At 62.6% G+C, this 23,534-nt stretch carries 27 protein-coding genes; 11 read left to right on the forward strand and 16 right to left on the reverse strand.

Annotated features, from left to right (window positions below; genetic code table 11):
* Nucleotides 1-15 precede the first annotated feature (15 nt).
* From AB5Y95_RS01135 to AB5Y95_RS01160, 6 genes are all read right to left on the reverse strand, one after another.
* Entirely contained in the window at nt 16-1,215 is a 1,200-nt protein-coding gene (locus tag AB5Y95_RS01135) for an MFS transporter (RefSeq protein ID WP_368159369.1), read from the reverse strand.
* 109 nt (nt 1,216-1,324) lie between these two features.
* Entirely contained in the window at nt 1,325-1,792 is a 468-nt protein-coding gene (locus AB5Y95_RS01140; RefSeq protein ID WP_019840475.1) for a GyrI-like domain-containing protein, read from the reverse strand.
* Between the two features lie 40 nt (nt 1,793-1,832).
* Nucleotides 1,833-1,988, reverse strand: a complete 156-nt coding sequence (gene rsmS / locus AB5Y95_RS01145; protein WP_010634402.1) for a pleiotropic regulatory protein RsmS — start codon at nt 1,986-1,988, stop codon at nt 1,833-1,835.
* 81 nt (nt 1,989-2,069) lie between these two features.
* Nucleotides 2,070-2,540, reverse strand: coding sequence for an acyl-CoA thioesterase (locus AB5Y95_RS01150; RefSeq protein WP_005299506.1), 471 nt, complete (start codon nt 2,538-2,540; stop codon nt 2,070-2,072).
* A 20-nt stretch (nt 2,541-2,560) separates the two neighbouring features.
* Nucleotides 2,561-2,860, reverse strand: coding sequence for a hypothetical protein (locus AB5Y95_RS01155; protein ID WP_368159370.1), 300 nt, complete (start codon nt 2,858-2,860; stop codon nt 2,561-2,563).
* Entirely contained in the window at nt 2,857-3,708 is an 852-nt protein-coding gene (locus tag AB5Y95_RS01160; protein ID WP_226009671.1) for a DMT family transporter, read from the reverse strand. Before AB5Y95_RS01160 ends, AB5Y95_RS01155 begins: the two co-directional genes overlap by 4 nt.
* A 62-nt stretch (nt 3,709-3,770) precedes the next feature.
* Between AB5Y95_RS01160 and AB5Y95_RS01165 the strand changes: the two genes are divergently transcribed.
* Nucleotides 3,771-4,421: a tellurite resistance TerB family protein gene (locus tag AB5Y95_RS01165; RefSeq protein ID WP_019840478.1), complete on the forward strand. Its 651-nt coding sequence runs from the start codon at nt 3,771-3,773 to the stop codon at nt 4,419-4,421.
* A gap of 147 nt (nt 4,422-4,568) precedes the next feature.
* Nucleotides 4,569-5,087: a GNAT family N-acetyltransferase gene (locus AB5Y95_RS01170; RefSeq protein WP_244366622.1), complete on the forward strand. Its 519-nt coding sequence runs from the start codon at nt 4,569-4,571 to the stop codon at nt 5,085-5,087.
* Between the two features lie 40 nt (nt 5,088-5,127).
* On the opposite strand, the gene AB5Y95_RS01175 is transcribed toward AB5Y95_RS01170, so the two are convergent.
* Nucleotides 5,128-6,567 (reverse strand): PLP-dependent aminotransferase family protein, encoded by a 1,440-nt coding sequence (locus AB5Y95_RS01175; RefSeq protein ID WP_368159371.1) that lies wholly within the window; start codon nt 6,565-6,567, stop codon nt 5,128-5,130.
* Between the two features lie 122 nt (nt 6,568-6,689).
* Between AB5Y95_RS01175 and AB5Y95_RS01180 the strand changes: the two genes are divergently transcribed.
* From AB5Y95_RS01180 to AB5Y95_RS01215, 8 genes are all read left to right on the forward strand, one after another.
* Nucleotides 6,690-8,261 carry a cytochrome ubiquinol oxidase subunit I gene (locus tag AB5Y95_RS01180; protein ID WP_042050823.1) on the forward strand — a complete coding sequence of 524 codons (1,572 nt, stop codon included), beginning with the start codon at nt 6,690-6,692 and terminating at the stop codon, nt 8,259-8,261.
* Entirely contained in the window at nt 8,261-9,400 is a 1,140-nt protein-coding gene (gene cydB, locus AB5Y95_RS01185; protein ID WP_216989245.1) for a cytochrome d ubiquinol oxidase subunit II, read from the forward strand. Before AB5Y95_RS01180 ends, cydB begins: the two co-directional genes overlap by 1 nt.
* 16 nt (nt 9,401-9,416) lie before the next feature.
* Nucleotides 9,417-9,539, forward strand: coding sequence for a cytochrome bd oxidase small subunit, CydX/CbdX family (locus AB5Y95_RS01190; protein WP_005299522.1), 123 nt, complete (start codon nt 9,417-9,419; stop codon nt 9,537-9,539).
* Between the two features lie 78 nt (nt 9,540-9,617).
* Nucleotides 9,618-10,577 (forward strand): MBL fold metallo-hydrolase, encoded by a 960-nt coding sequence (locus AB5Y95_RS01195; protein ID WP_368159372.1) that lies wholly within the window; start codon nt 9,618-9,620, stop codon nt 10,575-10,577.
* Nucleotides 10,570-10,899: a hypothetical protein gene (locus tag AB5Y95_RS01200; RefSeq protein ID WP_010634393.1), complete on the forward strand. Its 330-nt coding sequence runs from the start codon at nt 10,570-10,572 to the stop codon at nt 10,897-10,899. The genes AB5Y95_RS01195 and AB5Y95_RS01200 overlap by 8 nt, the downstream gene beginning before the upstream one ends.
* The gene (locus AB5Y95_RS01205; protein WP_368159373.1) at nt 10,887-11,747 is read left to right on the forward strand and encodes a DUF692 domain-containing protein; all 861 of its coding nucleotides are present in this window, start codon (nt 10,887-10,889) and stop codon (nt 11,745-11,747) included. The genes AB5Y95_RS01200 and AB5Y95_RS01205 overlap by 13 nt, the downstream gene beginning before the upstream one ends.
* A gap of 43 nt (nt 11,748-11,790) precedes the next feature.
* Nucleotides 11,791-12,534, forward strand: a complete 744-nt coding sequence (locus AB5Y95_RS01210) for a DUF2063 domain-containing protein (RefSeq protein WP_368159417.1) — start codon at nt 11,791-11,793, stop codon at nt 12,532-12,534.
* The gene (locus AB5Y95_RS01215; protein WP_017765996.1) at nt 12,531-13,136 is read left to right on the forward strand and encodes a DoxX family protein; all 606 of its coding nucleotides are present in this window, start codon (nt 12,531-12,533) and stop codon (nt 13,134-13,136) included. The genes AB5Y95_RS01210 and AB5Y95_RS01215 overlap by 4 nt, the downstream gene beginning before the upstream one ends.
* Before the next feature lie 78 nt (nt 13,137-13,214).
* On the opposite strand, the gene AB5Y95_RS01220 is transcribed toward AB5Y95_RS01215, so the two are convergent.
* The 6 genes from AB5Y95_RS01220 to AB5Y95_RS01245 all read right to left on the reverse strand — a co-directional run bounded on the left by AB5Y95_RS01220 (nt 13,215) and on the right by AB5Y95_RS01245 (nt 18,287).
* The gene (locus tag AB5Y95_RS01220) at nt 13,215-14,396 is read right to left on the reverse strand and encodes an MFS transporter (RefSeq protein WP_368159374.1); all 1,182 of its coding nucleotides are present in this window, start codon (nt 14,394-14,396) and stop codon (nt 13,215-13,217) included.
* Nucleotides 14,397-14,953: 557 nt separating this feature from the next.
* On the reverse strand, nt 14,954-15,757 hold the full coding sequence (dkgB, locus tag AB5Y95_RS01225) for a 2,5-didehydrogluconate reductase DkgB (protein ID WP_368159375.1): 804 nt from the start codon (nt 15,755-15,757) through the stop codon (nt 14,954-14,956).
* A gap of 46 nt (nt 15,758-15,803) precedes the next feature.
* Nucleotides 15,804-16,100 (reverse strand): putative quinol monooxygenase, encoded by a 297-nt coding sequence (locus AB5Y95_RS01230; protein ID WP_268009213.1) that lies wholly within the window; start codon nt 16,098-16,100, stop codon nt 15,804-15,806.
* A 163-nt stretch (nt 16,101-16,263) separates the two neighbouring features.
* Complete coding sequence (locus AB5Y95_RS01235; protein ID WP_368159376.1) at nt 16,264-17,262, reverse strand: hypothetical protein; 999 nt, start codon at nt 17,260-17,262, stop codon at nt 16,264-16,266.
* Nucleotides 17,263-17,514: 252 nt separating this feature from the next.
* Entirely contained in the window at nt 17,515-17,880 is a 366-nt protein-coding gene (locus AB5Y95_RS01240; protein ID WP_368159377.1) for a VOC family protein, read from the reverse strand.
* 20 nt (nt 17,881-17,900) lie between these two features.
* The gene (locus tag AB5Y95_RS01245; RefSeq protein ID WP_042008071.1) at nt 17,901-18,287 is read right to left on the reverse strand and encodes a DUF6404 family protein; all 387 of its coding nucleotides are present in this window, start codon (nt 18,285-18,287) and stop codon (nt 17,901-17,903) included.
* A 168-nt stretch (nt 18,288-18,455) separates the two neighbouring features.
* Between AB5Y95_RS01245 and AB5Y95_RS01250 the strand changes: the two genes are divergently transcribed.
* The gene (locus tag AB5Y95_RS01250) at nt 18,456-19,358 is read left to right on the forward strand and encodes a LysR substrate-binding domain-containing protein (protein ID WP_005299545.1); all 903 of its coding nucleotides are present in this window, start codon (nt 18,456-18,458) and stop codon (nt 19,356-19,358) included.
* Nucleotides 19,359-19,444: 86 nt separating this feature from the next.
* Here AB5Y95_RS01250 and AB5Y95_RS01255 read toward each other — a convergent pair whose 3' ends face one another.
* The 3 genes from AB5Y95_RS01255 to glpK all read right to left on the reverse strand — a co-directional run bounded on the left by AB5Y95_RS01255 (nt 19,445) and on the right by glpK (nt 23,531).
* Nucleotides 19,445-19,681, reverse strand: a complete 237-nt coding sequence (locus tag AB5Y95_RS01255) for a hypothetical protein (protein ID WP_017779399.1) — start codon at nt 19,679-19,681, stop codon at nt 19,445-19,447.
* Between the two features lie 186 nt (nt 19,682-19,867).
* Nucleotides 19,868-21,844 (reverse strand): methyl-accepting chemotaxis protein, encoded by a 1,977-nt coding sequence (locus AB5Y95_RS01260; RefSeq protein WP_095592996.1) that lies wholly within the window; start codon nt 21,842-21,844, stop codon nt 19,868-19,870.
* Between the two features lie 184 nt (nt 21,845-22,028).
* Nucleotides 22,029-23,531 carry a glycerol kinase GlpK gene (gene glpK, locus AB5Y95_RS01265; RefSeq protein WP_005299552.1) on the reverse strand — a complete coding sequence of 501 codons (1,503 nt, stop codon included), beginning with the start codon at nt 23,529-23,531 and terminating at the stop codon, nt 22,029-22,031.
* Nucleotides 23,532-23,534: the final 3 nt, after the last annotated feature.

Genomic DNA, 23,534 nt, shown 5'->3' on the forward strand with positions numbered 1-23,534 from the left:
CAGGCAGGGGCCTGCTTAGCGCACCCTGGTGCGCACGATGAGCAGGGTGATGAGCGCCAGGGTGAAGACGAGCGGGGCCCAGGCCCCGTGATGGCTCACCAGGGTGGCGCCGGCAGCAGCCACCCCGGCTACCCCCTGCTGCAGGAAGCCGCACAGAGCCATGGCGTAGGCGCCGTGCTCGCGGCCATCGCTCACCGCCAACGCCATGCTGTTGGGAAAGAGCACCGCCTGCCCGAAGATGATGAGGCAGTAGCAGGTCATCATGGCCACCAAGCCACCGCAGCCCTGCAGGGCACCCAGAGCCCAGAGCAGCAGCATGCCGCCGGCCGCCAGCAGTATGAGCGCGGCCCCCTGGCGCATCAGCTGGCGGCCTCCCACCCGGGCGACCCGCCGGTTGACCGTCATGGCACCGGCGAAGTAGGCGACCCCGATCAGCAACCCCAGGCTGCCGAAGGTGGTGACCTGGAGGGCAAACCCCTGCTGCAGCACGAAGGGGCTCACCTCCTGCAGGGTCACCGTGATGGCAAAGCCGATGCCACCGGCGCAGGCCGGCCAGAAAAAGCCGGGGCGGCGCAGCAGGCTGGCGTAACGGGCCCACATGCCGCCGCCCGCCGCCGCCGGGTTGGGCCCGTGCAGCGGCAGGTTGCTCATCAAGAGCAGCGCCAGCACGCCGACCCCGGCCATCAGCACGAACCCCAGCTGCCAATGGGCATAGCGGCTGATGAGGCCGCCTATCCACTGACCGCCGCCGAGGGCGGTGATAAAGGCGATGGAGAGCACCGAGAGGCGGCGTGCCAGCTCATCGCCGTGCCAGTGATCCCGCACCAGGATGCGGGCGATGATGGCCGCGCCGCCGGCCGCCACCCCTTGCAGGGTGCGCAGGATCAAGAGCAGCGGCCCCTGGCTGGTGGTGGCCAGCAGCAGGCTGAGGCCGACAAACAGCAAGAGTGATAGGGCGAGGGGTAGCTGGCGACCGTAGCGGTCGGCGGCGGCGCCCCAGAACAGCACCGGCAGGGCTGCGCCGATGACGAACAGCGAGATGGAGAGCTCAGCCCCCTGCCGGGTCATGGCGAGATCCGTCATCACCACGGGCAGGGAGGGGAGGTAAACGGTGGTGGCCATCTGGGCCATGAAGACGATGAGGCAGGCCAGCGTCATGATGCGGGCGGAGCGGCTCCAAAGACCAGCCTGGTCGAGACATTCCTGGTTATCCATAACAACTCTCGGGCAGTAGGGGAGCCATATCCTTGCACCGCCCGTGCGCCGAGTCAGCCCCTCGTCTGGGTTAAACCTGGCCGGTTTACCAGGGCAGAGCGCGGGATGCTCAGGCGATGGCCTGGCGCGGCAGCACGGCGAGCCAGAGTTCGACCTCGCCGCTGCCGGTCTCCGGGTCAAAGGCGGTGCCATAGCGTTCGAAGTCTGGCTTGTGGGCCGACTCCCAGCTGGACTGCGCCAGCCACTCCAGCGCCTGCTGCCAGGTGTGCGGCATGGTCGAGACATGCCCCCGGTGCAGGAAGACGGCATAGGTCTGGGGCTCGATGCGCATCCGCCCCAGCGTCTTGGGCAGCACCTCCAGCGCGGCGACCTCCACCGCACACATGTATTCGCACTCGGTGGCGGTCACGCCGCAGATGACGCCGTAGGCATGCTCACCCAGCTGGCCCGGCAACGGACCTAGGGCGCTGAAATCGCGCCATTGGCCGCCAAAGTCGGCGTGGGCGAAGGCATGGTGACGGCGCAGGCCGGCAAGCTGCATGGGACGGCCGGTTTCAAAACGGATGGGGTCAGTCATGACACCTCCTGTGCAAGGTGGGGTGGCAAGGCAACCTTGCTCAGCACTCCTTGCCTTCGCTGAGCTTGCGCTGATAGTCCGCGGAGACGATGGCCAGCGCCGCCAGGGCGAGGGCCGGCTCAATCCGGTTGGTCTCCAGCAGTTCGATGAGATCCACCGCGAGCTGGACCTCGGGCGGGGCAGTTTCCAATGACATGACAGACTCCGTAACGGGGAAAGCGCCATTATACAGAGCCGCTCCCGGATGGGGACCTGTCCGGTGTTGCGGGTGACCCGGCTAGAGGTGCTGGCGCATCTCCTGGTCGATCTGCTCGCGCAGGGCCATCAATTTGAGGGCGTACTGCTGCAGCTGCCGATCGCTCTCGTTTTGCGGTTGCCACTGGGGCACAGGGGTCGGTTTGCCGTGCTCGTCCATGGCCACGAAGATGATGATGCAGTGGGTGGTCTTGTGACGCTCTCGCTGGGTCGGGTGGCGGCTGTAGACATCCACCGCCAGGTGCATGCTGGTAGTGCCGGTGTGGATCACCTGGGCGTGTACCTCCACCAGCTGACCTATCTGGATGGGGCGCAGAAAGCGGATCCCCCCCACATAGACGGTCACCGCATAGCCGCCACACCAGCCGGCGGCGCAGGCGTAACCCGCCTGATCGATCCACTTCATCACCATGCCGCCGTGCACCTTGCCGCCGAAATTCACGTCGGCGGGCTCGGCCAGAAACTGCAGGGTCAGCTCGCGGGGTGGGGTCATGGGGTCTCCTTGATTGAGGGTCATTGCCGGTAGCTCTTGCGATAGGCATCAGCCTGCTGGCAGGGGGGCAGGTTGTTGAGATCGGGCCGTTTGTTGCCCTCGCGCTGGCCGAAGCTGGCGAACTCCTGCTGGCACTTGGCGGCCTTGCCGCCCGCCTTGATGCAGGCGTCGATCCGCTGTTGCTTGCCCTGTTCGACCAGCTGTTGCTGGGCCTGCTGGCAGGCCGCATCCAGCTTGGCCTGTTTGGCATCTCTGTCCTCCACTACGGCCAGCAGGGGGAGCGAGAGGGTGCAACCGAGCAGCAATATGAGCATCTTCATGATGACTTTTCTCCTGATGGGGGGCGTCCGGCGATGACCAGGGCGATCCCCCCCAGGATGCCCAGGGTCGACAATACCAAGCGCAGCGACCAGGACTCATCCAACCAGATGAGCCCGGCCAGGGCGGCGAGCAGGGGCACCAGCAGCTGGACGCTGGCGGCCAGGGTACGGCCAAGGTGAGGCAGCACCAGATACCAGAGCGCATAGCCAAGGCCGGAGGCCAGCGCCCCCGAGGCCAGGGCATAGCCTATGGCGGCGGGGCTGCTCTGCAGTTGCCCGAACAGCAGATAGAGCAGGGCGGCCGGCAGGCTGGCGCGTAGAAAATGGCCGGCGTTGGCGGCGACCGGGTCGGCAAAGCGCGAGGCCCGCAGGGTATAGCCGGCCCAGGCGATGCCGGCCACTATCATCAGGGCCGCCCCCAGCGGATCCGGCGCGCTGAGGCCGGGCAGCAGCAATACCACCAGGCCCGCCATGGCGAGCAGCAGGCCGAGCCACTGGCGGCGGGGCAGGGGCTCCCCGCGCAGCAGGGGCGGCGCCAGCATGCTGAGCTGGACGGCGGCAAACAGCAGCAGGGCGCCGGTGCCCGCGGTCAGGGTGAGGTAGGAGAACGAGAACGCCGCGCCATAGGTGATGAGGGCCAGGGCGCCGCCCCAGTCCCCCTGGCGGGGGGATTTTTTGCGCGCGCCGCACAGCAGCACCAGCACCAGGGCGCCGCTGGTCAGGCGCAGCAGGGTGAAGAGGGCGGGATCCATCCGCTCTTCGAACAGGGCGAGCCGGCAGAGCACCGAGTTGGCGGCGAACGCCATCAGGGTCAGCAGGGTCAGCGACAGCAGGCGGGGCAGTGGCATCCATTCACCTTGAGTTCAGTGGGGCAGGTTCAGCATGGTTCACCATCCAACGAGGAGGTCCCATGAAACAAATGCTGGAGCAATTGATGGGAGCTGGCAAGGGCTGGCTCAACGAAGGTGGCGACAGCCGCAAGGCGCAGATGAAGGGGATGGCGCAAGGGGGCCTCGCCGCCGGTGCCATGGCCCTGCTGCTTGGCAACAAGAAGGTGCGCAAATATGGCGGCAAGGTGGCGGCGGTGGGCGGTGCGGCGGCCCTCGGCGGCCTGGCCTACAAGCTCTATCAGGACTGGCAGGCTCAGCAGTCTGCCCCGGCCCAGCCGACCCAACCCCTCGATACCCTGCAGGGCAATGCGCTGGATGCCAGAGCCGCGCTTCTGGTGCGCGCCATGGTGGCGGCGGCCCGGGCCGACGGCCATATCGACGCCGACGAGCGTCAGAAGATCCAGCAGTACCTGACCGAGCAGGGCCAGAGCGATGCGGCCCGCTGGATTGATGCCGAGCTGGCCCGCCCCCTGGATCCCCACGCCCTGGCGCGGGAGGTGACCGACATGGAGCTGGCCACCGAGGTCTATCTCGCCTCCTTGCTTGCCATCGATGTGGATCACTTCATGGAGCGCGGTTATCTGGACGAGCTGGCGCGCGCCCTCAAGCTCGATGAGAACCTCAAAGGCAGCATTGAGCGCCAGGTGGCCCAGCTGGATGCCCCCGCCTGACCCCCCGCTCAGTACATGGATTGTCGACAAGGCCCCGTGACGGGGCCTTGTTGTTTTCAGATACCTGCCAAAGGCTGTTGCGGCACTTCTTGTCTGGCTTGTCTGGCTCGGCAGCCACTATGATGGAGCCCAGGCAAAAGGGAGCAGATGAGACCGTCTCATCGCCAGGGCACATCATCGTCAGGACACAGAGGCAAGGAGCATTCATTGGAAATACGCAAGGCACGTGAGCAGGATATAGACGCCATCCTCGAGCTGAACCGGCAGATAGGGGAGATCCACTTCGCGCAGGCGCCGCAGGTATTCTGCCCGCCATCCCCCGAGGAGCGGGCCTTTCTGCTGGCAGCCATTGCCGCCGAAGGGCGCCTGTTTTGCGTGGCCGAGCAGGAGGGATCCGTGGCAGGTTTTCTGACCGCCCGCATCGACATCAACGAGACCATCCCGTTTCTGAGCAAGGAGCCCATCTGCCGCATCGGCACCCTGGTGGTCGATGAGGGGCACCGTTCCCGGGGGATCGGCAAGGCGCTGATCGCCCATTGCGATGAGTGGGGCAAGGCGCAGGGCGCCAGCCAGTTGCGGCTGGAGGTGATGGCATTCAACGAGCGCGCCAAAGCGCTTTACGAGAGGTTGGGGTTCAAGATGCTGTCACAGACCATGGCCAGATAAGCCCGTTTCAACCAGATAATTTCGCAAGAAAAAGGCCCCGTCATGGGGCCTTTTGGTCTTTGACGGGAGCTGTGTCCAGCTGTTGGTGAATAAGTTCGGCCAACCGGGTGAGGGCCGCCTCCAGCTGCTCGCTCCAGGGATGGGAGCTGTTGAGTCGCAGGCAGTGATTGTGCAGCCCCTTGCTGGAGAAGAGGGCGCCTGGCGCCAGCGAGAAACCGCTGGCCAGCGCCCGGGCGTGCAGGGCGCGACTGTCGAGGCGCGGGTCAAACTCGAGCCAGAGAAAGTAGCCGCCATCGGGGGAGGAGATGCTCACTTCCCCCGGCAGCAGGCGCAGCAGGGCGGCCCGCATCTGCTGCTGGCGCTGGGCCAGGGTGTGGCGCAGCCGGCGAAAGTGGGCATCCACCCCGCCCTGACGCAGCATCTCGGCCAGCGCCAGCTGGCTGGGCACATTGGTGGAGAGGGTCGACATCAACTGCAACCGCTGCACCCGCTCGGCGTGGCGACCCGCCACCACCCAGCCGACCCGAAAGCCCGGTGCCAGGCACTTTGAGAAGGAGCTGCACAGCAGGCTCTCGCCACTGGTATCCCAATATTTGATGGGCCTTGGCCGCTCACGACCGAAATAGACCTCGGCATAGACGTCATCCTCCACCAGCGCCACCCCGCGTCGGTTGAGCAGCGCCATCAGCGCCTGCTTGTGCTCATCCGGCATGGTGTGACCCAGCGGGTGCTGAACATTGCCCATCAGCCAGCACGCCTTGATGGGGCGCTGGGCGAGGGCCTCCTCCAGCAGGGCGAGATCGATGCCCACCCCGGGGATCACCGGGATCTCCACCGCATTCAACTTGAGCCGCTCGATGGCCTGCAGGGCGCCATAGAAGGTGGGGGACTCCACCACCACCCAGTCACCGGGCTCGGTCAGCACCTGCAGACTGAGGGAGAGCGCCTCCATGGCGCCGGTGGTGATGATGATCTGCTGAGGATCCACCGCCAGCCCCTCGCTGGCGTAACGCTGGGCGATGGCCCGGCGCAGCGCCTCGTTGCCGGGGGGCAGGTCTGCCACCGTGCTGAAGGGGTCGAGCCGGCGCATGCAGCTGGCCAGTGCCCGCCCAAGCTGGGGATGAGGAAACAGGGTGGGGTCGGCCACCGACATGCCAAGGGGCACCAGCCCCCGTGACTTGCTCGCCTGCAACACCTCGAACACCAGATCGTTGATGTCCACCGAGCCGCTGTAGTGAGCCTGCTGGGGCAGGCTGGCGGCAGGGCGGGAAGGTGCCGCCTTGATGTAGTAGCCGGACTGGGGGCGGGCGAGGATCCGCCCCTGGCTCTCCAGCAGCTGATAGGCCTGCAGCACCGTCATGGGGCTCAGGCCATGGGTCTTGCAGCTCTGGCGGATGGAGGGGATGCGCTCGCCGGGTTGCCACACCCCGGCTTCAATCTGCTGTTGCAGGCGGTCGGCCAGTTGACGGTAAAGGGACATGTGATGCAGTAACTGTTATAGGTGTAATTCAATATAACTGCATCTGTTATAGGTGTCATGCTCCGTGGTGTACTTGTCTCGCACAAAACGTGCAAGGTAAATACAACAAAAGAGAGTGACGCATGATCAATCCGGATGACGTGGTCAGCCTGTCGCGCCTGCAATTTGGCGCCACGGCCATGTTCCACTTCCTGTTTGTGCCCCTCACGCTGGGGCTGTCCTGGATCCTGGTGATCGCAGAGTCGGCCTATGTGATGACCGGCAAGGTGATCTACAAGGACATCACCCGTTTCTGGGGCAAGCTGTTTGGCATCAACTTCGTGATGGGGGTGACCACAGGCATCACCCTGGAGTTTCAGTTTGGCACCAACTGGGCCTACTACTCCCAGTATGTGGGGGACATTTTCGGCACCCCGCTGGCGGTGGAGGGGTTGATGGCCTTCTTCCTCGAGTCGACCCTGGTGGGACTCTTCTTCTTCGGCTGGGACAAGCTCTCCCGCGGTCAGCATCTGCTGGTGACCATGCTGGTGGCGCTCGGTTCCAACCTCTCCGCGCTCTGGATCCTGATCGGCAACGGCTGGATGCAGAACCCGGTGGGCGCCGAGTTCAACCTGGTGACCCAGCGCATGGAGCTGGTGGACGTGGCCGCGGTGATCTTCAACCCGGTGGCCCAGGTCAAGTTCGTGCACACGGTGGCGGCGGGCTACGTGGCCGCCTCCCTGTTCGTGATGGGGGTGAGCAGCTGGTATCTGCTGCGCCGCATGGAGGTGCGCTTCGCCTTGCGCTCCTTTGCCATCGCCTCGGGCTTTGGGCTGGCCGCCATTCTCTCGGTCATCGTGCTGGGTGACGAGTCGGGCTATCGCACCGGCGAGGTGCAGAAGGTCAAGCTGGCCGCCATCGAGGCGGAGTGGGAGACGGAGCCCGCGCCGGCCGCCTTCACCCTGTTCGGTTTCCCGGATCAGGGGGCCGAGACCACCCACGCTGCGGTCAAAATCCCCTATCTGATGGGCATCATCGCCACCCGCTCCCTCGATGAGGCGGTGACCGGCATCAAGGATCTCAAGGCCCAGCACGAGACCCGCATTCGCAGCGGCATGGTGGCCGCCGGGGCGCTCGAGCAGATCCGCGCCGGCAACGACTCGGCCGAGAACCGTGCGCTGTTCGACAAGCACGGCCAGGATCTCGGCTACGGGCTGCTGCTCACCCCCTATGCCAGCAACATCGCCAAGGCCGGTGAGGCCGAGATCGCCAGGGCGGTGGAAGACTCGGTGCCGCAGGTGGCGCCGCTGTTCTGGGGCTTTCGGATCATGGTCGGGTTGGGGGTAGTGATGCTAGGGCTGTTCGTGGCGGGCTTTGTCCAGCTCTGCCGCAACCGGCTGCTCGCCTCGCCCCGCCTGCTCAAGGCGCTGCTGTGGAGCATTCCGCTGCCCTGGATTGCCATCGAGGCAGGCTGGTTCGTGGCCGAGTTCGGTCGCCAGCCCTGGACCATTAGCGACGTGCTGCCGGTGTCGGCTTCGGTGTCGCTGCTGCAGCCGGGCCAGCTCTGGTTCAGCCTGATCTCCATCTGTCTCATTTACTCCTGCCTACTGGTGGTGGAGCTGTTCCTGCTGCGCCGCGTGATCCGCCAGGGGCCCGCCGTGCTGCATACCGGCCGCTACAGCGGTGAACAACCCGAACTTGCGAGGATCGCCTGATGGATTATGAAACCCTGAAACTCATCTGGTGGGGGCTGGTGCTGTTCATGCTGGTCGGCTTCATCGTGATGGATGGCTTCGATCTGGGCATCGCCATGCTGCTGCCGGTGGTCTCGAAAGAGGATGAAGACCGCCGACTGGTGATCAACAGCGTGGGGCCGGTGTGGGAGGGCAACCAGGTGTGGCTCATCGCCGGTGCCGGCGCCCTGTTCGCCGCCTGGCCGCTGGTCTACGCCGCCGCCTTCTCGGCGCTCTATGTGCCCATGATAGTGCTGTTGCTTGGCCTCTTCCTGCGCCCGGTGGGGTTTGACTATCGCAGCAAGCTGGCCGATCCCCTCTGGCGTCGCTGGTGGGATCGCGCCCTGGTGGCCGGTGGTCTGGTGCCGACCTTGGTGCTCTCTGCCGCCATCGCGCTGGTGATGCAGGGCCTGCCGTTTCGCTTCGACAGCGCACTGCGCCTGCACTACGGGGCCTTCGATTTCCACTGGAGCTGGATTGCCAGCGTGGTGGCGACCGGGGTGAGCCTGCTGCTGCTGCACGGCGCCAGCTTCCTGCAGGCCAAGGTAACGGGGACCCCTGCACTGCGGGCCCGTGGCCTCGCCATCCTGCTGGCGCCGCTGGTGACCCTCTGCTATCTGCTGGCCGGCTGGCATCTGCTGGGGTTGCCGGGTTATCAGCTGACCGGCCTGGCGGGCCAGCCCTTTGACCCCAATGCCGCCATCAGCCCGTTGATGAAGGGGGTGATCCCCCACGCCTGCGGCTGGCTTGGCAACTACTTTGACTACCCGCTGCTGTGGCTGGTGCCCCTCATCGGCGCCCTGGCACCGCTGGCCAGCGGCATCGCCGCCTGGCAGGAGAAGGGACGGCTGGCGCTGCTGGCCAGCGGCCTGGCCTGCGCCGCCATGCTCTGCTCGGTGGCCATCGCCCTGTTTCCCTTCGTGCTGCCCTCGTCGCTGGATCCGGCCAGCAGCCTGACCCTGTGGGACGGCACCTCCAGCTTCAAGACCCTGATCATCATGTTCGGGATCGTGCTGGTGCTGATGCCCATCAACCTCGGCTATACCGGCTGGGTCTACCGGGTGGTGCGCGGCAAGCTGGATCGTGCCGGCATCAAGCGCGACAGCCATCAACTCTACTGACCCCAAGGGAGCCGCTATGTGGTACTTCACCTGGATTTTGGGCCTGGGTTTCGCCCTGCTGCTGGGCCTGTGCAACCTGCTCTGGCTGGAAGCACGCTGGGCAGCCGATGAACGGGATGAGCCCCGCTCTCAACCCTGATCCCCCTCGGTCGGGGAGGGCAGACACTGCCTCGCCCCGACCCCTTTCTCTTGTCATCCAACCGACAGGTAATCCGTTATGAAACAGACAATCAAAGCGGTGACGCTGGCCATCGGCTGCGCGCTCGCCACCGCGCCGGCCTGGGCCGAGCCCGTACAACTGACGCCACTGGACAAGGCATTCACCCTGCAGGTGCTCGGCAGCGGCGGCCCCATCTCCGACGATCTGCGCGCTTCCTCCAGCGAGGTGATCTGGTGGAAGGGCAAATCGCGCATCCTGATCGATGCCGGTGGCGGCGTCTATCTGCGCTTCGGCCAGGCGGGCGCCAAGCTCGAAGAGGTCGACTTCATTGGCATCACCCACTTTCACACCGACCATGTGACCGACCTGCCTGCGCTGCTCAAGGGGGCCTACTTCTTCAAGCGCAGCGATCCCCTCGATCTGGCGGGGCCACAGGCCGGCTCGGCCTTCCCCAGCATGAGCGGCTACTTTGATGCCCTCTTCAACAAAGACAAGGGCGCTTATGCCTACCTGAGCGGCTTCAAGGATGGCTCCGATGGTCTCTTCCCCATCAATGTGCACGATGTGCCCTACCAGACGCCCAGGCCGCAACAGGTCTATCAGCAGGATGACCTGACCATCACGGCGCTTGGCATCCCCCACGGGGACGTGCCCTGTCTGGCCTATCGCATCGAAAGCGCCGAGGGGACCATCGTCATCTCGGCGGATCAGAACGGCAGCAATCCGGCCTTTGTGCCGTTTGCCAAGGGGGCCGATATCCTGGTGATGCCGCTCGCCATCCACGAGGGCGCCGACCCCGTCTCCGCCTCGCTCCATGCCAAGCCCTCGGTGGTTGCCAACATTGCCGCCGAAGTGAACCCCAAGCTGCTGGTGCTGAACCACTGGATGGGGGTCGGCCTCAATCACAAGAAGGAGGCGATGGCCATCGTCAAGCAGCAGTTCCACGGCCAGGTGGTGGCCGCCCGCGATCTCTCCAGTTACCCCGTTTCATCCGTCAAGGAGTCCAGCCATGAGTAACGCAAGCAGCATCAAAACCTCCTGCAAATTGAGCCTCTCCATCGCCATGACCGGCCTGATCGCGCTGACCCCCGGGCTGGCGCTGGCGGCCACCCCGAGCGAGGCGCCGGTGAAGGCGGCGCCGAGCGAACAGCACGGCGGCAAGTGTGCGGCCGGCAAGTGCGGCACCGAGAAGCGCTTCGAGAAGCAGGCCCTCGACAGTGATCCACAGGGCCGGCTGGTGCGCGCCCGCGATGGCAAGTGTGGTCTGGCGGAGCAGGGGATCAACGGCGAAACCCAGCGCCAGGAGAGCAAGATGACGGAGGGGGTATGCGGCCAATAAGCGCCAGCAGCCGTGGCGTGGGGCTGCGCCAGGAGCATCTGGCCCAGCTCTGTGCTGCGCCTGCCCGCCCCGGCATCGACTTTCTCGAGCTGGCGCCGGAGAACTGGATGGCCATTGGCGGCGCCAGGCGGGAGCAACTGCAGCAGATCGCCGAGCGTTATCCGCTGGTGGCCCACGGGCTCAACCTCTCCCTCGGCGATTGCCAGCCGCTCAATATGACCCTGCTCGGCCAGATCCGCGCCTTTCTCGACGAGTTTGGCATCGACATTTACAGCGAACACCTGAGTTTTTCCCGCGATGCCCGGGGCTATCTCTACGAGCTGCTGCCGGTGCCGCGCCAGTGGGAGAACCTCCCCTATCTGGCGGATCGGATCCGGCAGGTACAGGATGCGCTGGCCCGCCCGCTGGTGCTGGAGAACATCTCCTACTACCACGGCTATAAGCACGAGATGGCGGAGGAGGCGTTTCTGACCGAGCTGGTGGCGCGCAGCGGTTGCGAGCTGCTGCTCGACATCAACAACGTTTTTGTGAACAGCCGCAATCACGGCTACTGCCCCGAGCGGATGATTGCCGGGTTGCCGAGCCAGGCGATCCGCTACTTCCATATCGCCGGCCATCTGGAAGAGGCGGACGGCACCCTGCTGGATACCCATGGTCGTCCGGTCTGCGAGGAGGTGGTGGCGCTGGCCCGCTATACGGTGCAGACCCACGGCCTGCGCCCCCTGCTGCTGGAGCGGGATCACCATCTGCCCCCCTTGTCCGTGCTGGAGGCCGAGCTGGCCCGGGTCCATCAGGCCTGCTGCGAGGCAACGGCGCATCCTGCGGGTCGGGAGGTGTGTCATGACTAGGCGAGAGCAAGCGGCATGGCCTGCCACGGCGGTCCCGCCCCGGCTGTGGCAGCAGACCGAGTGGCTGGCCGGTTGCATACGGGAGTCGACAGCCGAGCTAGCCCCCCACTATGTGCGCAGTGTGCGGGCCAATGTCGAGGCGGTGCTGGAGAGTACCTTCGCGCTCACCCTGAACCACCTGACGCCGGCTGAGCGCGATGCGCTGGTGAATGGCTTCGTCGCCCACCATGGCGCGATCGAGCCCGCCTTTCACCAGATTGCCACCGAGCTGGTGCGCCATGTGCAGCTTCGCCAGGGCGAGGGGTGGCACAACTGGCCCGGGCTGCGGCTGGCGCTGCTGGAGTATGAGTGGGCCTGCCTGTGCGTCGAGATTGACGACGCGCAGGTGCCGCGCCCGCTCGCAGGGGAAGCGGTGGAGATGGGCAGCCCGCTCTGGCTCAACCCCACCCTGCAGTTGCTGACGCTGCCCTTTGTGATCCAGCAGGGGCGGGTAGTGGTGGCCGGCCAGGCTCCCCAGCTCTGCGCCCTGTTTCGCAGCCCTGCCCATCAGCTGGTCAGCCAGGCGCTGCGCGAATTCGATGTGGCCCTGCTGCAGCTGCTTGGGCAGCAGCAAGGGGTCAGTGTGGCCGGGTTGGCCGCCCAGGTGCATCCCTATCGCAGCGGTTTTGATCTGCTTGAGTGGGCCCGCCATTTTCACCGGCTCGGCCTGCTGGCCACTCAACCGCCATCCATAGAACCCATATCCATTGAACGTCAGGTACCCCCTTTCCAAGGAGACATCCCATGAACAACACCCTTATCCATTGGTACGAGCGGGCCGTGGCCCAGTGCAAGCGGCTCGATTTTCTGGCCCTGCTGGCCATTCGCCTCTACCTCATCCCGGTCATCTATGTGGGTGCCCACTCCAAGGTGGTGGGGTTTGCCGGCACGGTCGCCTGGTTTGGTGCACCAGCCTCGGAAGGGGGGCTCAACCTGCCGTTCCCGACCCTGCTCGCCTTTCTGGCGGCGGGCACCGAGGTGCTGGGCTGCATCTGCATCGCCCTTGGTCTCTTTACCCGGGTCATGGCCATTCCGACCATCTTCCTGATGAGCGTGGCGAGCGCCATGGTGCACTGGAAGCACGGCTGGGATGCCATCGCCACCGGCAGCATGGAGGCGACATTGCGCCTCAACGGCTTTATCGAGTGGCTGGCCGCCAACTTCCCCGGTCGTTACAACTACATCACCGAGCTTGGGGATCCCGTGATGCTCAACAACGGGATGGAGTTTGCCGCCACCTACTTCGTGATGCTGCTGGTACTGCTGGTGTACGGCGGCGGTCGCTACGTCAGCCTCGACTACTGGCTGGCACGCGCCGTGACGGGCAAGACCGGGCCGCAAGCGGCATAACAAAATAAACAGAGCGTGAAAGCGAAACGAGCGGCATCAGCCGCTCGTTTTTATTTTGCAGAGCAAAGGCCTGCGGTTTCAGTACTGGGGGCAGGCCTGTGCCATCCGGGCGGCTTGCCGCTCGCTGACATGGGTGAGGCCGTAGGCCAGCAGCACGATCAGCGCGCCGATCCAGGGGGTGTGCATCAGACCCAGGTGCTCCACCACCAGGCCACCGACCACGGATCCCAGCGCGATGCCGACGTTGAAGGCGGCGATATTGAGGCCGGAGGCCACATCCACCGCCCTCGGCGTGTGTTGCTCGGCCTGTTTCACCACCAGCACCTGCAGGCCCGGTACGTTGCCAAAGGCAAAAGCACCCCACACCAGCACGGTCAGCACCGCCAGCACCGGGTGCGGCGCGGTGAAGGTGAGCACCAGCAGCACCATGGCGAGACCTGCAAACAGCAGCTTCAACGCAGGCAGCGGGCCCATGCGATCGGCCAGCTTGCCGCCCCAGATATTGCCGACGGCGACCGATACCCCGTACACCAGCAGAATGAGGCTCACCGCGCCGGCGCTAAAGCCGCTCACCTGCTGCAGGATGGGGGCGAGGAAGGTAAAGGCGGTGAAGGCGCCGCCGTAACCGAGCGCGGTCTTGGCGTAGACCAGCAGCAGCGGCTTTTTGGTGAGCACCGAGAGCTGCTCGCGGATGGTCGAGGCGGCCCCCTTGGGCAGGTTATTGGGGATCAGCAGCAGGCTGCCCACCATGGCGACCAGCCCCAGCAGGCTCACCACCAGAAAGGTGTCGCGCCAGCCGAAGACCTGACCAATCCAGGTGCCGAGCGGGACGCCGGTCACCAGCGCTATGGTGAGGCCGCTGAACATGATGGCGATGGCGCTGGCCGCCTTCTCTTTGGCCACGAGGCCGGTGGCGATGGTGCTGCCCACCGAGAAGAAGACCCCGTGCGCCAGCCCGGTCAGGATGCGGGCCAGGATCAGGCTCTCGTAACCGGGGGCCTGCCAGGCCAGCAGGTTGCCGGCGGTAAAGAGCGCCATCAGCCCTACCAGCAGCCACTTGCGCGGCACCTTGCCGGTGAGTGCCGTTAAGATCGGTGCGCCGATGGCCACGCCAAGGGCATAGAGGCTGACCAAGAGGCCCGCCGAGGGGAGCGAGACATTGAGCTGCTCGGCGATGGTGGGGATGAGCCCCACGATCACAAATTCGGTGGTGCCGATCGCAAAGGCACTTAAGGTGAGGGCAAACAACGCCAGTGGCATAACAACTCCTTGGATGGTGACTCCCGACGGGAGAATGACGCCAGTATGCCGAGGTGGTTTGTTGGCAAAAATGACGGCGACATCAAATTACTTTTGCCAAATCAGCAGCAATGGCGCCGTGGAAGGAGGAGTGGCTGAGGCAACGCGGCAAGAGCAACTGGTAGCGCACGAGGTGGGTGCAGAGACAACGCGCACGGCTGCAATCCGTGCATAGCGAGCCAGGACAACGAGAAAAGAGGAAAGAGATAAGAAGTAAACGGTGAGGGAAGGCGCTGGAGGAGCGGCACGTGCGGCCGTGGCGCTGTGTTGGAGACAAAAAAGCGGGAGGCATCATGCCTCCCGCTCAGGTTCTCGTCGATGTTGTCGGGTTTTCTTTGCTCCCTTCTCCCCTTGCGGGAGAAGGGTTGGGGATGAGGGGGCCTGATGACCCAAAAAGAGGAGCTTGCCCTCACCCTGACCCTCTCCCATAGGGAGAGGGGATAGCCCGTGGCTGCAATAGGCTCGTGCGGGTTGCCGCTATCCGCCGCCTAAGCGAGAGGCCATGGCTCCACTCCCGTTTAATCCCAATCTGGTGCAAAGTCCGGGTTGGCGCAGCGCTCGCCCCGCTCCAGAGTGGCGATGGCGGCCAGTTCCTCGGCAGTGGGTGTGACCTTCAGCGCCGCCAGGTTGGCGGCCAGATTCTCCCGCTTGGTGGAGCTCGGGATCACCGCCATGCCCTGGGCCAGCAGCCAGGCCAGCGACACCTGGGCCGCCGAGACGCCGTGGCGTTGGCCGATCTCCATCAGCAGCGGCTCGGTGAGCACCTTGCCATAGGCGAGCGGCATATAGGCGGTGATGGCGATGCCGTGATCCTTGCAGAACGCCACCACCTTGCGGTTTTGCAGCAGCGGGTGGATCTCCACCTGCTGGTGGGCGATGGCGCCCGGCCCCAGAATGTCGATAGCCTGTTTGAGCTGGGCCACGGTAAAGTTGGAAACCCCGATCTCGCGGGTCAGGCCCCGGGCCTTGGCCTCGGCCAGCTGCTCCAGATAGACCGTCATCGGCACCTCATCCTTGGGGGAGGGCCAGTGGATCAGCGCCAGATCCAGATAGTCGGTGCCCAGTTTTTTCAGGCTCACCTCTAGGCTCGGGATCACCTTGCCCGGGCCGAACTCGCTGGTCCACACCTTGGTGGTCAGGTAGATATCCTGGCGGGGCACGCCGCTCTCGCGCATCAGCTGGCCCACTTCGGCCTCGTTGGCGTAGATCTGGGCGGTATCGATATGGCGGTAGCCAAGCTCGAGCCCCTGCAGCAGGGAGTCGCGCAGGGGTTGGCCGGTCAGGCGAAAGGTACCAAGACCCAGGTTGGGCATCTTCATCATTTATTCCTCGAATGGGTTGTAAAAATGCGCTCGGCGGCGCGGCACATCAGGCGTCCAGCGGTTGATAGCGGCGAATGGTGCTGCTGGCAAACCAGGGCTCGGCCGTGGCGACAAATTCGGTGAAATGGGGTTGGCCCTGATGGGCGCTAAGGGCGGCATCGCTCTCCCACACCTCGTAGAGCATCCAGCTGTGGGGATTGTCCAAATCCTGATGCAACTGGTAGCGCAGGCAGCCAGCCTCCTGCAAGGTGGCCGCGATCAAGGGGTCCAGGGCGGCACGAAACTGGGCGGCGAATTCGGGTTTGGCTTCAAGCTGGGCAATCACAATCACGGGTGATGACATCTGAACCTCCTTGCTTAATGGAGATTCAGTATGAATGTGAGGCTGGCAGGAAAAAAGAGGCACTATTGCAATAGTGAATTGAGAGGCGAGCAGCAATGTACTCTATCAAAAATATAAAACCAACAAGGCATCATAACATAATGCCTTGTTTATTAAGCTATATTCACACGCTCATTTCTGGTACTTTTACTTCATTAACCGGCTCAAATCCTTTTGTTTTTTTGAAGTTTACGTTGTGAATGAAGTTATTCATGGCATCAGATGGGTCGATATATTCCATGTTCAATCTTGAGACTCCATCACGCGTAATGTAAACAGAAAGAAGAGACTGTGGTTCCAAGTGACCAGTACTTTTATTTAATAAGTGATCCTCTGCGTTGATTATTAATTTATCATCGGGCAATATAGAAAATATCTCATTCGCCACTCTCAATACTACACTGCAAACATAATCCTGATAAATCTCATTAAATCGACTGACCGGCATGGATTTTATAGAGAGCCTCCCACTTTTCAAAAGAGTCTTTTGCTCTTTAGGGATAATATTGGCGCTATGGACATTTATAGTGACTATCAACAATCCATTATCTTGAATGGTAAATTTCACTCCAGAGCCAAGATGGTCTATTTCTGAAAATGGATTAAGTTCTTTGATAATATCTATTTTCGCACTTATATCGCCATTTAATAATCTTCTTGCAAGAGAGACTCTTTCTTTCCATTCCTCTACATCAATGTTCCATTGAGAAAGGTTAGTGCTATTTATTTGCGTATCTTTAACTTTTGCTATAGAAACTTCTTTTTCTAATTTTTGTCTTTTGGATGTTGCCTTTCCGAATAGTTTATCTATAAAACTGGGTGCGAAACTATTTAGCCTTGCGATAGCTTGGCGTTCATTATCACTTATAATAAGCGGCTTTGCTGGTTCTTGGGATGTTGATATTTTTAACCAGTCTACACTATCGCCACAATCCTTATGTATTGATTGAATGACATCGATGTAGTTTTCAAACACATCGACTTCGTATGCGGCTTTTTCTAATTCCTGCATCTTTTCGTAGGCTATTTGATTTTTCAATAGTTCTCTTTGCCTACGTTTAGCATGTCTATCAGCTCTTTTGGCCGCGGCATTTATTGAGCGTAAGGTCCCCTTCCAACCCACAGTATCTCTCCTGCTTAGTTAAATGTTGATGAGTTAGGATGATATCCCCATACATCTAACATACTGATATAATAAATTATTTTTCTTTTCCTATACTGTCATTCCACTTTCAGTCTCAAGGCTTGGTGAAAAAGAAATATGTTATTTTTTGTCTGTTCTTCTCTCTATTTCCAGTATTAATTTTGCAGCTAGATATGAATTATGTACTTATTGGGCTTCATTTTTTGTGGTTAGTTTTCCGGCCTGTGGTTATCAGGCGCTGGCCGGCTCCGACCAGACCGCAAATTCATTGCCGCTGGGCTCGACGAAGTGAAAGCGGCGGCCACCGGGAAAGTCGAATAGGGGCCTGACTATGGTGCCCCCTGCGCCAGCTACCTTGGTCTGGGTTGCGACAATATCGGCACTGTAGAACACCAGCAGGGCGCCGCCTTGCGCGCTCTGGCTGCAGAGGTCTGCGCGATAGAAGCCGCCATCCAGCCCTTCTCCCTCGAAGGTGCAGTAATCGGGGCCATAATCGGAAAATTGCCAGCCGAAAGCGGCCTGAAAGAAGGCCTTGGTGGCGGCAAGATCCCTGGCCGCAAATTCCACATAGTTCAGTTTTTCATGGGCCCTGGTCATGAGGATCTCCTTGTCGGTGATTATTTCGGTTGCCAGCGTTTTTGCGTGCGGATGGTGGAGTGGGGCAAGGCGTCCCAAGGGGTCAGCTTGAGCTGCTTGCGCCGAAACCAGAGCCAGGTAGCCATCAGCAGACCGACCCCTATGCCAAACAGCAGGCTCTGGCGCAGGGCAAATGCCGGGCTCACCTCATGTTGCCAGCCGAAGAACCACATCAACACCCCCCAGATAGCGCCGATGGGGAGTCCCAGGGCAAGAACGTTGATCATAAAGCGTTCGTAGTGGGGCGGCCTGATGGTGAACCCAGCCTTTCGCAGCAGCCAGGTGATCGGCGGGTTGTAGTTGAGCGTCTGCACGCCCTTCTCTGCCAGCTCCCGGTGGGCGGCCGCCAGCCTGTTGTCGAATATCATAGGTCGTCCTTGTAATAGCGTGGCGCCATACGATGCCAGTTGACGGCATTGTACTGACAAGGACGGAGATAAAACAGGCGGTATGTCACGATACGAAGCGACGCCTTACTTGCCAACCCAAGGACATTGCACCTATAAAGGCCCATTACTCTTGTCTGGATTGCAGCAATGAAGACCCATTCTGATGAACTGACCCTGTTTGTAGCGGTGGTGGAGGCGGGCAGCTTTCGCCAAGCGGCGGAAAACCTCGGCATGGACAATTCGGTGGTGAGCCGTGGCATCAAGCGGCTCGAGGAGAAGCTCGCCACCGTGCTGCTCAATCGCACCACCAGGCGGGTCAGCCTGACCGAGGAGGGGGGCTGGTTCTATCAGCGGGCGGTGAAGATCCTGACCGAGATGAGCGAGGCGGAGGGGCTGCTGCTGATGCGCCGCGAGCAGCCGGAGGGGGTATTGCGGGTCGATGCCGCCACTCCTTTCATCCTGCACCGGCTGGTGCCCATCATCGGCGAGTTTCGCCGCCGTTATCCCGCCATCGAGCTGCAACTGCACAGCTCCGAGGGCTTTATCAACCTGATGGAGCGGCGGGTGGACATGGCCATTCGCATCGGCGAGCTGACCGACTCCTCCCTGCGGGCGCTGCCGCTGGGCCGCTCGCGGCTGCGGCTGCTGGCGTCCCCCGACTATTTGCGCGAGCACGGCACCCCGCGCCAGCCGGCGGATCTGCTGAGCGGGCACGAGCTGCTCGGCTTTTTGCACCCCGATCACCTCAACCACTGGCCGCTCTTGAGCCAGGAGCAGGGGGATCGCTTTCCCATCACCCCGACCCTGCGGGCCAGCAGCGGTGAAACCCTGCGCCAGCTGGCGCTGCGGGGGCAGGGGATCGTCTGTCTGTCGGATTTCATGACCGGGCCGGATCGGACGAGCGGGGCCCTGGTGGAGGTGCTGGCCCGCAGCAACAGCGGCGCCTCGCGCCCCATCAATGCGGTCTTCTACTCCGATGCCCAGCGCGACATCCGGCTGCGGGTCTGGCTCGATTTCCTCAAGGAGCAGTTGGGGAGCCATGCCCTGTGATCCTGCTGCCGGCTGAAGGGGGCAGGGGCGGATAAGCAGACGACCGCCTCAAGGGGCGGCCGTCTGCCTGGGAAGGTGGGGAGGGCTTAGCGGGGCAATCTGCCCCATACCCGGCTGAGCAGGGCGCCACCGATGGCAGGCGGCACGGCCAGCAACAGCGTCCCATACCAGGGGAGCTCAGCCAGGGTGGCGGCCAGGACGATGCAGGTGAGCACCAGCAACTGGGCAACCATCATCAGCAAGGTGCCTTCACGGGGGGTCAGCGCCGCCTTGTGGGTGACACAGGTTTGAGCGGCGGGGGTGTGAGTGGTGGTCGGCTTCATGGCGATGTCCCTGGGTTGCGTCTGATATGACTCAACGATGACTAGCAATGGCCGTTCCAAATTTTTTCGTGTTACTTATCAATCAGTTGTGTATGTGCGTGCCATTCCCGTTTCGGGAGTGATGCAAAATCGTTCGCAAAATGAAAACGCCACCCCAGGGTGGCGTCTTGTCTGACCGACGGCGGCTCAGCCGATCCGGTATTGGCGGATCTGCTCGTCTATCGCCTTGGCCAGTTCGAACAGCTCACGACTGGCGGCATTGCTCTCCTCTGCATGTTCGCGCTGATGCTCGGCCACCATGGCCAGCTCGTCCAGCGCCGCTCTGGCTTGTCCCATCTGTTGATCCTGCGCCTGGGCCAGCGCACTGATCTCGTTTATCTCGAGGGCGGTCTGCTTGATCTGGCGGCTGGCATCCATCAACACCGCCCTGGCCTGATGCATGCGGTCATGGCTCTCTTCACTCAGGGTGCGGGAGTCAGCCATGGAGCCGCTGGCCTGGCGGGTACCCTCCTGCAAGCGCAGGATGAGATCCTGCACATCCTTGGTGGCGGTCTGGGTGCGCACCGCCAGCTGGCGCACCTCGTCGGCCACCACGGCAAAGCCGCGCCCCATCTCGCCCGCCCGCGCCGCCTCGATGGCGGCATTGAGCGCCAGCAGGTTGGTCTGGTTCGAGACGTCACGGATGAGGTTCATGATCTGGGTGATGTTGTTGCTGTCCTTGACCACCTCTTCGAGCAGGGCGGAGGAGCTGCCGATGCTGCTGCGCAGGGTGTCGAGCTGCTGGGCGCTTTGACTGACGTCCCGCTCGATGGCGAGCATGTGATCGGCGATGCGGTGGGTCACCTCGTTGACCCCCTCCGAGCGACCGGCAATCTGCTCGGCATTGTCGCCGATGAGGGCGACCACGCTGCTCAGCTCCTGGATGCTCTGGGCCTGCTGGCAGGCCTCTCCTGCCAGGGCCTGCGCCTGATGCAGGGATTGGGAGGACTGGGCCGAGAGGGCACTGCCTGACTGCTGGAAGCGGGAGAAGCTTTGGTTCAGGCTCTGGATCAAGCGGTTGAAGCTCTGCGCCATCTGGCCCAGCTCCGACTGATCCGAGAAGTCCAGGCGGGTCGCCAGATCCCGATCGGCGGTGATGTGGTGCATGCCGTCGGCGGCCTGGCGAATGGGGCGGCTGATGGAGTGGGCGAGCCAGGCGGAGGCCAGCATGGCGAGCCCGCCGATAGCCAGCGACACCATGATGATAAGCCGGCGGGATTCGCTGCGTCCCTCCTCCAGTTCGGCTGCATTGATCTCGCCTATCAGCAGGCGATTGAGTGCCGGAATGTAGCGCACGGCGATCAGATAGGTCTCTTTCCCAAGCGTGAGGGCCTGGACCGCGACCTGTTCTCTGGCTGCCGGGATCAGCGCCCTGACGGTGTCGAGGAAGGCGCTCTGATGGTGGGCAGCCTCTTTGAGCTCCTGCTCTGGGTGGATCTCGATATGACCCTCCATGTCGGCCAGATAGACCTGCCCGCTCTTGCCTATCCGGTAGCTGCTGATGAGTTTGCGCAGTGCGCTCATGTCGATGGAGGTACCGGCCACCGCCAGAGTCTTGCCCCCTGCCGTGACGGCGGTATTGATATAGAGGGAGGCGCGCTTGTCAAAGTCGGAGATGTCGAGGTTCAGCTCGTAGGGCTTGCCCCGTTTCAGAAAGCCGTAAAACCACTCGTCTTTGGGGTCCGATGCGCTCAGTCTCTTCTGGGCCGTGGTGCCGTTGCTGAAGTTGAGCAGGGTGGCGCTCTGGCGCGGCGCGATAAACACATTGCCCCCGATGCGTTGCTGCAGTGCCAGAAAGTAGCGCTCCATGACCGGCCACTGCTCGGCGGGCATCTCCTGGCTCAACCAGTCGATGACAAAGCTGTTGCCGGCCAGTGCCTCGGCTTCGGTCAGGTGCTGGGTCAGTTCGGCGGTCAGCTGGTTGGCGATGCGCTCCACGCTGCTTGGCAATTCATAGCGTTCCACCCGCTGCTGTGCCTGGTCGTGGGAGATCTGCTCCAGGATCAGGGTGATGCAGCTGATGGCAATGATCATCAGGATGGCTACTCCGAGCAGGATCCGGCTGCGGATCCCGAGCCCCGACCAGAGTGATTGCAATCTAACAAGGTGTATCGCCCGCTCCATAACGCTCTCCTGTATTAAATAAGGTCGCATATGCGACCCAAGAGATGATTATAGATAGATAACTCAATTGAGAATGGCTGACATGAAATCGTCATCAAGGCAGGGGGCCGGCAGGCCATAAAACAAAAGGCCGACATTGCTGTCGGCCCCTTCAGTTTTTATTTCAAGGATATCGGTTGCCCGATCACTCCTCTTCGGCCCAGCGGCGTGAACGCTCGACTGCCTTCTTCCAGCCGTTGTAGCGTTTGGCGCGATCGTCGCGGTCCATCTGCGGGATGAACTCACGGTCCACGCTGAACTTGTCTTCCAGCTCTTCCGAGCTCTTCCAGAAGCCGACGGCCAGACCTGCCAGGAAGGCGGCGCCCATGGCGGTGGTCTCGATACGGGTCGGACGCACCACAGGGGTGTGCATCATGTCGGCCTGGAACTGCATCAGGAAGTCGTTGGCTACCGCGCCACCGTCCACCTTCAGGGCCGCCAGCTTGATGCCGGAGTCCTGCTGCATGGCGTCCAGCACATCGCGGCTCTGATAGGCGATGGATTCCAGCGCGGCACGGATGATGTGGTTGCGGTTGGCGCCGCGGGTCAGGCCGACCATGGTGCCGCGAGCATACGGATCCCAGTAGGGGGCGCCCAGACCGACGAAGGCCGGTACCAGGTAGACGCCGTTGGTGTCGCCCACCTTGGAGGCGAAGTAGTCGGTGTCGCGGGCATCGTGAATGATCTTCAGCTCGTCACGCAGCCACTGGATGGTGGCGCCGCCCATAAACACCGCACCCTCGAGGGCATAATTCACTTCCCCTTTCGGGCCGATGGCGACCGTGGTCAGCAGGCCGTTGCTGGAGCGAACCGGCTCGGTGCCGGTGTTCATCAGCATGAAGCAGCCGGTGCCGTAGGTGTTTTTGGCCATCCCTTTCTCGAAGCAGAGCTGGCCGAACAGGGCAGACTGCTGGTCACCGGCGATACCGGCGATGGGGATGCGGGAGCCGCCGCCACGGGTGGTGTAGCCATACACCTCGGAAGAGGGTTTCACTTCCGGCAGCATGGAGGCAGGGATGCCCAGCTCGTCCAGCATGCGCTGATCCCACTTCAGGTCGCGGATGTTGTAGAGCATGGTACGGGAGGCGTTGGTCGGGTCGGTGACGTGCACTTCACCGTTGGTCATCTTCCACACCAGCCAGGTATCGATGGTGCCGAACAGCAGTTCGCCGTTCATCGCCTTCTCGCGGGCCCCTTCGACGTTGTCGAGGATCCACTTCACCTTGGTGCCGGAGAAATAGGCGTCCAGCACCAGACCGGTGTTTTCACGCACGTACTCTTCCAGGCCGCGCGCTTTCAGTTCTTCACAGATGGCCGCGGTGCGGCGGCACTGCCAGACGATGGCGTTGTAGATGGGCTTGCCGGTGGCCTTTTCCCAGACGACGGTGGTTTCACGCTGGTTGGTGATGCCGATGGCGGCGATCTCTTCGCTGCGCAGACCAGTCTTGGCCAGTACTTCGGTGAAGACGGAGGACTGGGTCGCCCAGATCTCCATCGGGTCGTGCTCCACCCAGCCCGCTTTCGGGTAGTGCTGGGTGAATTCGCGCTGGGAGGTACCGACTATGTTGGCGTCCTGGTCAAACACGATGGCACGGGAAGAGGTAGTACCCTGGTCCAGAGCGACGACATATTTCTTTTCAGCAGACATGAT

Source organism: Aeromonas sp. R5-3 (assembly GCF_040908225.1).
GTDB classification, from domain to species: Bacteria; Pseudomonadota; Gammaproteobacteria; order Enterobacterales; family Aeromonadaceae; genus Aeromonas; species Aeromonas dhakensis.